This is a genomic window from Tenacibaculum ascidiaceicola, assembly GCF_047470925.1.
GTDB classification, from domain to species: domain Bacteria; phylum Bacteroidota; class Bacteroidia; order Flavobacteriales; family Flavobacteriaceae; genus Polaribacter; species Polaribacter discolor.
This window is the reverse complement of the sequence record NZ_JAZKJP010000005.1, coordinates 383150-395529: the sequence shown is the minus strand read 5'-3', so window position 1 is coordinate 395529 and position 12380 is coordinate 383150. Positions and strand designations below refer to the sequence as shown.

The following is a 12380-nucleotide window of genomic DNA, read 5'->3' as shown; positions in this document are numbered from 1 at the left end:
AATTATTTTTTATTTAGATGAATGGTAGTACTTCGGTTTTCGAAAGAAATAGAAGTTGCTTCTATCGTTTCTCCTTTGTCTGGATTTAAAGCGAACAAAGCTCTGGAAAAAGGTGTGATAAAATGATATTCGATTTTATTCCTAATACCTCTACCACCATTGTTCAAATCAGCAACAGATAATTCTTTTAGCATTTGCATCACTTCGGGATGAATATGTAGTATAATACCTAATTGTTTTTGAATCCCTTTAATATTGTTTTTCATCATCATATCAAAAATCATTTCACCAACATCTTTACGTATATAATCAAAAATAATAATGTTGTCTCCAATTCTATTGAGTAGTTCAGGTCGATTGAGTTCAAACTTAAAATAGCTTTCGATTTCATGTCGTACTTTCTTTTCAACTGTTTCAAAACTATCTTCATAAGTTACATTTGGTAATCGTTCACCTGTAGCTGAATTTTTATAAATCCCAAGATTTGATGTGAAAATTATCAGTGCTTCTGAGAAATAGACGGTGTCTCCTCGTCCACTCGTAAGTACCCCATCATCTAGAATCTGAAGAAACTTATCTAATATTCTAGGGTGCGCCTTTTCAATTTCGTCAAATAAGACTACACTAAATGGCTTTTCTCTGATAGCATTGGTGAGTTCGCCGCCAACATCATAACCCACATACCCTGGAGGAGCACCAATTAACCGTTGATCTGAATGTTCAGCGCTGAACTCGGACATATCAAACCGAATATAGGCACTTTCATCACCAAATAATAAACTGGTCAAGGTCTTAGCCAATTCGGTTTTTCCAACACCTGTAGGTCCTGCTAAGAAAACCACACCTCTTGGGCGGTTATTTTTTTTAGAGTTACCCACTCCAGTGATGGCCCGTTTTACAATATCCATAATATGTTGTACGGAGTGGTTTTGCCCCTTTACACGTTCTTTGATATAAGCTTCACCGTTTTCAATTTTGCTACGTTCAATTTTCATCCAAGGGTCTTCAGTTACACCCACTTTGTATCGTCGCACTGCATCTGCAATCATGGAAATAGGTATAGTTTCTGACCTAGCTAACTCTATAATCGCTACTAAGTCTAACAGTAATAAGCCTTCGGTTTCGTCTACAAATTCGGTAACTATAGCATCTACATTATTTTTGTCTTTACTTAAGCTCTCTATAATTGGATGTACTAATCTTCTACGAGCAATATGATTGGGTTTTCCAATAGGTATATGTCTTATTTTTGGGTTGTTAACTATCATCCAATCGGGCAAATCACCTTCTTTATCTACTATCCAGATTATGATATTATAATAAGGACTTGGTGGATTGCCGTAAGGTCTGGTTTCTGTAGTTTGAGATAAAATATGAGCCATACTAAACGAGTCGTGCTCTGCTTTTACCAGATTTTCAGGATTCATTAAAAACTGAGAGGCGAAATCGACAATCAAGCCAATGGGTTCATCAGGATAGTGAATAATTTTTTGTAATACGGTATTAAAGGTTTGTAAGTCGTTATAGACACCTTCTTGCTGAAGTGGGATTTGAAGTTTTTGAAAAAGAGCTTTTTTGTCTTCTGGGTTTTCTGAAAAAAAAGGAATATCAAAACCAGTCAATGGATTGTAGTAAACCACATGTGCGTAGCCCATGCTTTTTAATTCCGAGTCTATTACATTTTCTAATCGATGCCAACTATAGCTGCCAAAATCGTTTTTCAGTAACTGAAAATCCTTAATATTACCTGAAAGTAAAAATTGACTTTTTAAAGGGACAAACCTTCTAAAATCTTGTAACCAGCGAGATTTGGTGTTATTCATTCTTGTTTTATTTTAACTCATTTATCACAACTTTTAAAACGTTTAATGCTTAACTCTGATTAACAGCTAGAGTATAGATTTGATCTGTTAACCAAAGTGTCATAACGTTTATCGCATGTAGCGCAAAAAACTTAATGAGTTGATTAATATTTTCATGTTTTGCAATTTTTTTCTTTCAACCTTACTCATTAGAGAAGTATCAATACTCAACAATGTTGAGAGATACACCAAAAGCGTGTTTCATTGTTCTCTTTAAGATATGATAAGGCCTTTCAAAAGTGTTAATACGTCTTGTTTTAACATGACTAATTTAAAAATAAACAAATATATAACTACAAAAATGATTAAAGAAAATTTGATTATATATAAGCTTTAAAAAGCAAGTGCTTATAAGCCACATTTAATAAAGATTTTAACAAGAATCTCTTAGTTTTATGTGTACTCAAACTGTTAAATTGAAATTAAAGCTAACACTACTTTGGTGGTAGGGGGATAATAATATTTAAAATAATTGAGTGATAAGTGTTATAGCTATGGGGTTTTCACTTTTTTTTAAACTAAAAAACCCGAACAAATTTGTTCGGGTTTTTATCGTGGTGCCTCCAGGAATCGAACCAGGGACACAAGGATTTTCAGTCCTTTGCTCTACCAACTGAGCTAAGGCACCAGTCATAGCTTAAAAAGTAACATCTTTAAAATAAAACTCGCAACATGCGCTACGAGTTTTATTGTGGTGCCTCCAGGAATCGAACCAGGGACACAAGGATTTTCAGTCCTTTGCTCTACCAACTGAGCTAAGGCACCAGTTGCTACTTTCGTTAAGCGGATGCAAATATACAATCGTTTTTTAATTATACAAAGTAAAAACTTTAAAAAAATGTACCGTAAATTTACAAGCTCTAAGAAATGAAATATGTACCTAATTATTGATGTAGGCAATACAAGAGTTAAAGTAGCTGTTTTTGAAATAGATACTGTTAAAGAAATATTTGTTTTTGAAAAGAAAAATATAATTACAGAGTTAGAAAAAATTATTTCAAAATTTTCAATTTCAAATAGTATTATATCTTCAGTAGCTAATTTAACAGAAGAAGAAAAACAAAAAATAGCAGAACTTTTGAATCCAGTTTTTTTGGATTCAAACACAAAAGTTCCATTTAAAAATTTATATAAAACGCCAAAAACATTAGGAGTTGATAGAATTGCATTAGCATCAGCAGCAATAAATACATTTCCAAATAAAAATGTATTAGTGTTAGATGCAGGTACATGCATAACCTACGATTTTATTACAAAAGAAGGAGCGTACTTAGGAGGTGCTATTTCACCAGGAATGGCTATGAGATATAAAGCACTACATACTTTTACTTCTAAATTACCGTTACTAGAAACAAGTGAAATAGAAAACTTTATTGGAGTTGATACAAATAGTTCAATTCATTCAGGAGTAATCAATGGAGTTTCTAATGAAATAGACGGAATTATAGCACAATATCAAAAAAAATACCCAGATTTAACAGTAGTTTTAACAGGAGGGGATACATATTTTTTGTCAAAACAATTAAAAAGTGTCATATTTGCCCATCCAAATTTTGTTTTGGAGGGGTTACATACTATTTTGATACACAATTTAGCGAATGATTAAGAGATTTATATTAGGAGTTTTTGTACTAACTACGTCAGCAATATTAGCACAAAGAAACAGTGCTTCACCATATTCTTATTTTGGTATAGGTGAAAATTTTGAGGCAGTAACAGTAGAACAAGCTTCTATGGGAGGTATTGGTGTTGCAATGAAAGATTATCATCACCTAAATTTTACAAACCCAGCGTCAAACGCTGATTTAAGAGCTGCAACCTACGCTATGGGAGGTAGTTTAACTTTTTTAACTGTTAAAGAGCAAGATGCTTCTCAAACAGGGAATTCAACAAGTTTAAGATACATTTCATTAGGATTTCCTATTGGAAAAAAAGCAGGATTATCTGTCGGTTTACAACCTTTTTCATCTGTGGGGTATTCTTTGTTAGACGATGCTAATGCAGATGATGTTACTTTGTTTACTGGAGAAGGAGGAGCTAACAAGATATATGCAAGTTTTGGTATGTATGCTTACAAAGGCTTGTCTGTAGGAGCAGAAGCAAGTTTTATTTTTGGAAACATAGAAAATAGCGTTTTAAATCAGAGAGCCAATGTAGCTTTAGCAACTAAACATGAAGAGTCTTTCAATATTAGAGGAGGGCAATTTAAGTTAGGGTTACAATATAAAACAGAACTAAAAAATAAATTACAACTATCTACAGGTGCATCATTCACAATGACTACAGATTTATCTGCAAGAGGATCTGAGAAGATGTACTCATTGTCATTTAGTGGATCTGGACAAGAAATACCTAGAAACGAGTTATTTGATAGGTCTTTAGACGGAAATATAAATGTGCCTTTAAAAAGTGCTTATGGTTTTGGTCTAGGAAAAGAAAATAAATGGTATGTAGGAGTTAACCAAGAATTCCAAAGTGCTTTAGGAAGTAATAGTGTTTTTATAGCTAATGGATCATCACATAAATACGATGACTCAAGTAAGTTTGCAATAGGAGGGTATTATATTCCAAAAATTAATTCAATATCAAGTTATTGGGATAGAGTAACCTATAGAGCTGGTTTACGTTTTGAAGACACAGGATTATTAGTGAAAACTACTGATAATTTTACTGCAGTAAAAGACTTTGGCATAAATGTTGGATTAGGATTGCCGTTACCGAGACAATTATCAAACGTAAATGTTGGATTTGAGTACGGGCAAAGAGGAACGACTAACAATAACTTAATAAAAGAAAACTACTTTAATGTAAGATTAAGTTTATCTTTGAATAGTCTTAAGTGGTTCCATAAGAATAAAATAGATTAACAAAAACTGAGAACGATGAAAAAAATTACGTATTTACTAACAGGATTATTTTTGTTTGTAGCCGTAAATGGAGCGAAAGCGCAAGCAAGCCAAGAATGTCATATCAAGTATAACCTTTTTAAAGGTGATGCTACAACTAAGAAATATGCCCAAGCAAAACCTAATTTAGAGTACTTGTTAGATAATTGTGCTTCATTATCTATTAATATTTATAAATATGGTGCTAAAGTTGCAGAAAACTTAAAAGATCCTGTTTTAGCTAAGAAAGTATATGAAACAAGGTTAGCTAATTTCCCAGATAAAGACCCAGCTAAAGCACATAGTGATTATGCAGATTTTTTAATTGAAAATAAATTAGCGTCAGATGATGAAGTTTTTGAAATCTTAAAAAAGGCTTATAATATTTCTCCAAAAGACATGGGAGTAAAAAACATCTTCTTGTATTTCCAAATGATAGCGGATAAGTATGAGGATTCTAATCCTCAAAAAGTTTTTGATACCTATGATGATGTAATGGAATCTGTAGAAGAAAAATTAGAAGACTACAGTAAGAAGATTGCAAAATTACAAGAGAAAGATTCTATAGGAACAATTACTTCTAGAGAGAAAAGAAACTTAAGAGCTTATACGATTAACTCAGGATTATTAGGTAAAGTTGAAGGAGGTTTAGATGCAAAAATCTCTAAGATAGCAACATGTGAAAGATTAATACCTATTTACTCTAGAGACTTCGAAGAAAACAAAACTGATGGTGTTTGGTTAAAAAGAGCAGTATCAAGAATGTATAATAAAGAGTGTCAAACAGATCCTTTATTTGAGAATTTAGCAAACGAGTATGCTAAAGTAACACAGTCTGCCGACGCATATAACTTCTTAGCAGGAGTTTTAGCTAAGAACGGTGATAAGAGTGGAGCTGCTGAAATGAGAAAAAAAGCATTCGACTTAGAAACAGATCCGTTTAAAAAGGCTAAGTACAAGTTAAGAGAAGCTCAAAGTGCTGGAGGAAGTAGAGCTAGAGCTTTAGCTTACGAAGCATTAAAGTACAACCCTAATATGGGTAAAGCATACTTATTCATTGCAAGTTTATACCAAAGAAGTGCTAACTCTTGTGGTAGTGATGAGTTCGAAAAAAGAATGGTGTATGTAGCAGCTTTAAATAAGGCTTTAAAAGCTAAAAAAGTTGACCCAGGATGTGGAGCTGGAAGATATATTTCTAGTTACAAAAAGAACGTACCTTCTAAAAAGTTAATTTTCCAAAAAGGAATGTCTTCAGGAGCTAGTTATAGAGTTGGATGTTGGATTGGAGAAACTGTTCGTGTACCTTAATAGAAATTAATGCTTAAAAAAGCAAAACATATATACAATAGCATTGCTACCATTTGTTTGGTGGCAATGTTTTTTTCTTGTACCAATTCAAAGAAAGAGGTACGAGATTTTCTTGCAGATAAAAATTTACCAGTAGGTTCGGCAGTAAATATTTATCATGTTCATAAAGATTCTGGAAGAATAAGTTCAAAAACAAAAGCACCTGTTTTTTATGATTACTCAAATAGAAAAGAACACCCATATAGTGAGTTTCCTAAAGGAATTGAAATTGTAACAATTGATAAGACAGGGAAAGACTCAACAACAATTTCAGGGAATTATGCATTAACCTACAACAAAACAAAAGTATCTGAAATCAGAGGAAATGTGGTGATTACCAATCATACGAATCAAACAAGACTAGAAACTAACCAATTATTCTGGGATCAAAAAGAACATTATTTTTTTACAGAAGATGGTTTTCGATTTACAACTCCAGAATCTGAAATTAATGGCTTTGGATTTGAGTCGAGTGAAGATTTGAGTAAGTGGATAGCTAAAGATATTACAGGAGATATAGAAACAACACAAAAAGATATATAATGAACGCACTTTGGAAATATTTACAATACGGATACTTAGTTATAGGGGTAATCTTTTTTGTTGAAGGAATCTTAAAGTGGAATTCCGATAGACAAGAAGCGTTTATTATGTTTGGATTTGCTATCTTTATCATATTAATTTTCTTCTTTAAACGACATTTTAGAAGAAAAGTAGAAAAAAGAAACAAAGAACGTTAATGCAACCCGAACTCTTAATTATTCTTACTTCTATTTTATTTTCAGCCTTTTTCTCTGGGATGGAGATCGCTTTTATTTCAGCAAATAAACTTCACATAGAGTTAGAGAAAAAGGGAGATGGATTACTTTCTAAAATCCTAACCAAACTAACTGAAAAATCCTCTAAGTTTATTACCACTATGCTCGTAGGTAATAATGTAGCTTTAGTAATTTATAGTTACTTTATGGGAGAGCTGTTAATGGGATGGTTTCAATCTTTTTTACCTTCAGACTATACAGTTGTTAATTATGTATTGTCTGATATAAGTTTACTAACGCAAACACTTATTTCAACAGTAATTATCTTGGTAACAGCAGAGTTTTTACCAAAGGCTATATTTAGAATTTATGCAAATGAAATGCTAAAGTTTTTTGCTATACCTGCTTATGTTTTTTACGTTATTTTTTATGGAGTTACATGGGTAATTACTAAAATTTCAGATTTTTTCTTGCATGTCTTTTTTCGAACAAAAGAAGATGAAATTCAAACCGAATTTAGTAAAGAGGAGCTAGGAAACTATATTTCAGAACAATTAGATGCAGGAAATGATGAAGAACAGGTAGATTCTGAAATTCAAATTTTTCAAAACGCATTAGAGTTTCATAAGGTGAAATCTCGTGAAATTATGGTGCCAAGAACTGAAATTGTTGCTGTAGATTTACATGAAACAGTAAGCAACCTTAAAAAAATGTTCATTACAACAGGTTTATCAAAAATCTTGGTTTATAAAAATTCGTTAGATGAGATTTTAGGTTATGTAAACGCTTTTGAGCTTTTTAAGAAACCACGTACTATCAAGTCAATTTTGTTACCAGTAGAGTTTGTACCAGAATCTATGATTATTAACGATGTACTTAATAATTTAATAAAAAAACGCAAAAGTATAGCCGTTGTAGTTGATGAATATGGAGGTACTTCAGGTATTATTACTGTTGAAGATATTGTTGAGGAATTATTTGGAGAGATTGAAGATGAACACGATACACAACAATTATTAGAAGAAAGAATTAGTGAAAATGAGTTTAATTTTTCAGCTCGTTTAGAAGTTGATTACCTAAATGAAGAGTATAACTTGAGTATTCCAAAAGAAGAGGCTTACGAAACAATAGGAGGTTTTATTTTAAACCATACTGAAACAATACCATTACAAGACGAGATTTTACATATAGAAAACTTCCAAATTAAAATCTTAAAAGTAAGCGCAACTAAGATTGATGATATTTATTTTAGAGTTATACGTAAAGAAGATTAACTTTCCTTCATTTACCTAGTACTCCCTCAAAAACAGCGTAAAAAAACATTGCATTATTTAATGTGAAATTGTATTTTCGCACACTGTTAATAAAATAAATTACGTATGGCAATTTTATCGAAAATTAGAGAACGTTCAATGTTCTTAATTCTTGTAATTGGTTTAGCACTTTTTGCTTTTGTATTAGACCCTTCTACAATATCAGACTTTTTTAGCGCAAATAAAGTAAACGAAATAGGTGAAGTTAATGGCGAAGCCATTTCTCGTCAAGAGTTTGCTGAAGCTTTAGATGCTTACAAAGCACAAACAGGAAATAACATGTCTGAGATGCAAGCTGCAAAAGCAGTATGGAATAACTTAATCCGTCAAAAGATATACAAAAAGCAATTAGAAGAAGCAGGAATTACAGTTGGAGATGCTGATATCTTAAATGCCTTATACGAAACTCCAGTAATTCAAAATGATGCTAGATTCCAAACTTCAGGAATTTTCGATAAAAATAAGTTAAAAGAGCACTTGGCTACCATTAAAGAAGAGAATGGACAAGAATGGGGTGCTTGGCAAAAATATATGGCTTCAATAAAAAGCAATATAGAAAAAACAACATACGATAACCTAGTTGCAGCTGGTTTAGGAGCTTCATTAAAAGAAGGAGAATCTAAATACTTTACAGAAAACACAAAAGTATCTGGTAAGTATGTGTATGTACCATATACTACAATAGCTGATAGTTTGGTAACATTAAAGAAAAGTGATGTTCAAAATTATATAAACAAACATCAAGATGCTTTCCAAGTAGAAGCTTCAAGAGATATTAACATTGTAAAGTTTAATATAGAGCCTACTACAGAAGATGAAGAAGCTATTAAAGCTAACGTAGCAAAATTAATTGATGATTCAGTAATAAACAATACTCCTGTAAAAGGATTAAAAAATACTACAAACTATAGTGAGTTTTTAGAAGAAAACGAATCTGATTTAAGATTAGATGATAACTACAAGTTCAAGGTTCAAGTACCTCAAGTAATTGCCGAAGAAGTTTTCAATGGTAAAGAAGGAGATGTTTTTGGACCATATAAAGATGCAGGATTCTTTAAATTATCTAAAATTACAGAAGTAAAACAATTACCAGATTCTGCACAAGCAAGTCATATTTTAATTCCTTTTGTTGGTTCTGCAAGTGCTGATGCTACAGTTGTTCAAACTGAAGAAGAAGCTAAGAAGACTGCAGATAGTTTATTAGCTGTTGTTAAAGCTGATAAATCTAAGTTTGCAGATTTAGCTAAAGAAATGTCATCAGATCAAGGTTCTGCTGAAAAAGGTGGATTCTATGATTGGTTTGCTTATAACAGAATGGTACCATCATTTAGAGACTTTGTTTTTGAAGGAAAAGAAGGTGATATGGGAGTTGTAAAATCTCAATTCGGATTTCACGTAATTAAAATAGATGGTCAAAAGAACTTCCAACCAGTAGTAAAGTTAGCTACTTTTGGACGTAAGATAGAAGCTTCAGAAGAAACAGAAAATGCAGTATTCCAAAATGCAGAAACATTAGCTTTAGAGTTAGCAAATGGAAAAGATTTTGAAGAAGCTATAAAAGAAAAAAACTTAACTTCTTTACCAGCGGTAGGATTAAAGTCTTTAGATGAAAACGTACCAGGTGTAGGTCGTGAAAGACAAATCATTACTTGGGCATTTGAAAAAGAAGTAAACGAAGGAGACTTTAAACGTTTTGATGTAGAAGGTGGATATGTAGTAGCTGTATTAACTGCAAAAACTGAAAAAGGATTAATGCCAGTAGATAAAGCAACTGCAAGTGTACGTCCTATCTTAACAAACGAGCGTAAAGCAAAAATGATTGAAGATAAAATTAGTGGTTCAACATTAGATGAAATCGCTAAATCAGTAAGTCAAACAGTTAGAACTGCTACAGATGTAAACTTACAATCACCAACAATTTCAGGTGTAGGTTTTGAACCAAAAGTAGTAGGAGCAATGATTAACGCAAAAGAGAACGAAGTAGTTAAAAATGTAGTAGGAGATAAAGGGGTGTTTGCTTTTGTTGTTGAAAAGAAAGAATTACCAACAGCATTACCAAACTACGATACGTACAGAAAGCGTATTGCTAACGAAAGACAGAACAAAACGTTCCAAATGTATGAGGCGGTTAAAAAAGCGTCTGAAATTGAAGATAACATGAGTTCTTTCTACGGAATTCAATAAGAAATAACGTCATACAAATAAAAATCCCGAACTATTTAGTTCGGGATTTTTTTGTTTAATGATTTATTTTTGAAATATTAATATATATAATTCTTTTAAAGCTAGTAATATTCCGATTATAAATCCAATTCTAGCAAACCATTTAGTCTTTGGAAACTCTTTAAGTGTCTTTTCAGATAGATCAACATCAATTTTAGTTTTTTTTAACTCTAAATCTTCCTTTAATGATTTCCATTTTTTATACTGAATCCAACCACCTTTTTCTATTACTTCAATTCCTAAAGGAGTTAGTGTTAAATAGTTAGTGTCAAAAGGCAAACGAATTAATTTAAGTTCATCTTTTAAATAAATTAAAGGATCCATTTTCTTTATATATTCATTAGGATTATCTGTTTGATTAACAGAGTAAAAATATTGATCTGAATTTGATATTTCTAATAGTAGTTTATCTATAATTTCATCTTTCATCTGAATTTATTTTTTAGACTAAAAACTACAAGATACTTAAAAGTTTAATTATAATACATTAAACTAGAAACAAAAAAGCAACCTCAAACGAGATTGCTTTTTTAAGTATATTTTAAAGCTTTTTATTAAGCGTTTAATGGTTTACCATCCCAAGCTGCTTTAGCTGCTTCTTTTACAGCTTCAGAGTAGGTTGGGTGTCCATGACAAATACGAGCTAAATCTTCCGCAGAAGCTCTGTATTCCATCGCTACAGCTGCTTCCATAATTAAGTCAGCTACACGAGCACCTACCATATGAACTCCTAATACTTCATCTGTATTTTTATCAGCTAATACTTTTACAAATCCATCAGTATCTCCACTTGCACGAGAACGTCCTAATGCACGCATTGAGAATTTTCCAGACTTGTAATCAACACCAGCATCTTTTAATTCTTGTTCAGTTTTACCAACAGCCGCTACTTCTGGCCATGTATAAACAATTCCAGGAATTAAGTTATAGTCGATGTGAGGTTTTTGTCCAGCCAAATATTCAGCTACAACCACACCTTCTTCTTCTGCTTTGTGTGCTAACATAGCTCCACGAACTACATCACCAATAGCATAAATGTTAGAAACGTTAGTTTGTAAATGATCATTTACTTCAACCATTCCTCTTTCAGTAACTTTAACCCCCGCTTTTTCTAAAGCTAATCCTTCAGTATACGGACGACGACCTACTGAAACTAAACAGTAATCACCAGTAAAAGTAACCTCTTCACCTTTTTTATTAGTAGCTTTTACCACAACTTCGTCACCATTTCTTTCAACAGAAGTTACACCGTGGCTTGCATTAATTTTCATACCTTGTTTCTTTAAAACCTTAGTAAGTTCTTTAGAAACATCTTTATCCATAGTAGGAGTAATTGTTGGAGCATACTCAATAACAGTTACATCAGCACCTAAACGCTTATAAACTGAACCTAACTCTAAACCAATAACACCACCACCAATAACTAATAAGTGCTTAGGAACTTCAGGAAGTTTTAAAGCTTCAGTAGAAGTTATTACACGCTCTTTATCAATAGTAATAAAAGGTAAAGAAGATGGTTTAGAACCAGTAGCTATTATAATGTTAGTACCTTCAATTACTTCTTCAGCACCATCATTTTTTGTGATTTTTACGTGTGTAGCATCTTCAAAAGAACCTAAACCTTCGTAAACCTCAATATTGTTTTTATCCATTAAATATTTGATACCTCCAGTAGTAGTTTCTACTACATTTGCTTTACGAGCTACCATTTTTCCGAAGTCAAAAGAAGGCTTCTCAACAGAGATACCATGCTCTTCGAAATGATTTACAGCATCATAGTAATGGTGCGAAGAATCTAATAAAGCTTTTGAAGGAATACATCCAACATTTAAACAAGTTCCACCTAAAGTTGAGTACTTTTCGATAATAGCAACTTTAGAACCTAATTGAGCGGCTCTGATAGCAGCAATGTACCCTCCTGGACCAGAACCAATAACGATTAAATCGTATTTCATGAGTTGTGTTTTATTTTTTCATAAATAATGAAGCACA

General features: G+C 32.2%; 10 protein-coding genes and 2 tRNA genes. 7 read left to right on the top strand and 5 right to left on the bottom strand.

What is annotated here, in order from left to right:
* Window positions 1-2: 2 nt before the first annotated feature.
* The 3 genes from VBY68_RS06280 to VBY68_RS06270 form a co-directional block, all read right to left on the bottom strand.
* Window positions 3-1823, bottom strand: coding sequence for an AAA family ATPase (locus VBY68_RS06280; RefSeq protein WP_099215918.1), 1821 nt, complete (start codon window positions 1821-1823; stop codon window positions 3-5).
* Window positions 1824-2417: 594 nt separating this feature from the next.
* Window positions 2418-2490: transfer RNA gene (locus tag VBY68_RS06275), tRNA-Phe, on the bottom strand.
* A gap of 64 nt (window positions 2491-2554) precedes the next feature.
* A tRNA-Phe gene (locus VBY68_RS06270) sits at window positions 2555-2627 on the bottom strand.
* A gap of 109 nt (window positions 2628-2736) precedes the next feature.
* Here VBY68_RS06270 and VBY68_RS06265 point away from each other — a divergent pair.
* The 7 genes from VBY68_RS06265 (at window position 2737) to VBY68_RS06235 (ending at window position 10349) form a co-directional block, all read left to right on the top strand.
* On the top strand, window positions 2737-3468 hold the full coding sequence (locus VBY68_RS06265; protein WP_124589313.1) for a type III pantothenate kinase: 732 nt from the start codon (window positions 2737-2739) through the stop codon (window positions 3466-3468).
* A complete protein-coding gene (locus VBY68_RS06260) occupies window positions 3461-4729 on the top strand; it encodes a hypothetical protein (protein WP_415269241.1) in 1269 nt (422 codons plus the stop codon). Before VBY68_RS06265 ends, VBY68_RS06260 begins: the two co-directional genes overlap by 8 nt.
* Before the next feature lie 15 nt (window positions 4730-4744).
* Window positions 4745-6055, top strand: a complete 1311-nt coding sequence (locus tag VBY68_RS06255; protein WP_415269240.1) for a hypothetical protein — start codon at window positions 4745-4747, stop codon at window positions 6053-6055.
* A 9-nt stretch (window positions 6056-6064) separates the two neighbouring features.
* Window positions 6065-6637 (top strand): LPS export ABC transporter periplasmic protein LptC, encoded by a 573-nt coding sequence (lptC, locus tag VBY68_RS06250; protein ID WP_237270920.1) that lies wholly within the window; start codon window positions 6065-6067, stop codon window positions 6635-6637.
* Window positions 6637-6834, top strand: a complete 198-nt coding sequence (locus VBY68_RS06245; RefSeq protein WP_099215922.1) for a hypothetical protein — start codon at window positions 6637-6639, stop codon at window positions 6832-6834. The genes lptC and VBY68_RS06245 overlap by 1 nt, the downstream gene beginning before the upstream one ends.
* Window positions 6834-8126, top strand: a complete 1293-nt coding sequence (locus VBY68_RS06240) for a hemolysin family protein (RefSeq protein ID WP_099215923.1) — start codon at window positions 6834-6836, stop codon at window positions 8124-8126. The genes VBY68_RS06245 and VBY68_RS06240 overlap by 1 nt, the downstream gene beginning before the upstream one ends.
* A gap of 105 nt (window positions 8127-8231) precedes the next feature.
* The gene (locus VBY68_RS06235; RefSeq protein ID WP_415269239.1) at window positions 8232-10349 is read left to right on the top strand and encodes a peptidylprolyl isomerase; all 2118 of its coding nucleotides are present in this window, start codon (window positions 8232-8234) and stop codon (window positions 10347-10349) included.
* Between the two features lie 63 nt (window positions 10350-10412).
* Here the strand turns inward: VBY68_RS06235 and VBY68_RS06230 are convergent, their stop codons facing one another.
* Complete coding sequence (locus tag VBY68_RS06230; RefSeq protein ID WP_415269238.1) at window positions 10413-10817, bottom strand: hypothetical protein; 405 nt, start codon at window positions 10815-10817, stop codon at window positions 10413-10415.
* Between the two features lie 125 nt (window positions 10818-10942).
* On the bottom strand, window positions 10943-12343 hold the full coding sequence (gene lpdA / locus VBY68_RS06225; RefSeq protein ID WP_415269237.1) for a dihydrolipoyl dehydrogenase: 1401 nt from the start codon (window positions 12341-12343) through the stop codon (window positions 10943-10945).
* Window positions 12344-12380 lie beyond the last annotated feature (37 nt).

Bases quoted from the DNA above. Each gene is read 5' to 3' on its own strand.
- VBY68_RS06280 (WP_099215918.1), bottom strand. From the start codon at position 1,823: ATGAATAACACCAAATCTCGCTGGTTACAAGATTTTAGAAGGTTTGTC.
- VBY68_RS06265 (WP_124589313.1), top strand. From the start codon at position 2,737: ATGTACCTAATTATTGATGTAGGCAATACAAGAGTTAAAGTAGCTGTT.
- VBY68_RS06260 (WP_415269241.1), top strand. From the start codon at position 3,461: ATGATTAAGAGATTTATATTAGGAGTTTTTGTACTAACTACGTCAGCA.
- VBY68_RS06255 (WP_415269240.1), top strand. From the start codon at position 4,745: ATGAAAAAAATTACGTATTTACTAACAGGATTATTTTTGTTTGTAGCC.
- lptC (WP_237270920.1), top strand. From the start codon at position 6,065: ATGCTTAAAAAAGCAAAACATATATACAATAGCATTGCTACCATTTGT.
- VBY68_RS06245 (WP_099215922.1), top strand. From the start codon at position 6,637: ATGAACGCACTTTGGAAATATTTACAATACGGATACTTAGTTATAGGG.
- VBY68_RS06240 (WP_099215923.1), top strand. From the start codon at position 6,834: ATGCAACCCGAACTCTTAATTATTCTTACTTCTATTTTATTTTCAGCC.
- VBY68_RS06235 (WP_415269239.1), top strand. From the start codon at position 8,232: ATGGCAATTTTATCGAAAATTAGAGAACGTTCAATGTTCTTAATTCTT.
- VBY68_RS06230 (WP_415269238.1), bottom strand. From the start codon at position 10,817: ATGAAAGATGAAATTATAGATAAACTACTATTAGAAATATCAAATTCA.
- lpdA (WP_415269237.1), bottom strand. From the start codon at position 12,343: ATGAAATACGATTTAATCGTTATTGGTTCTGGTCCAGGAGGGTACATT.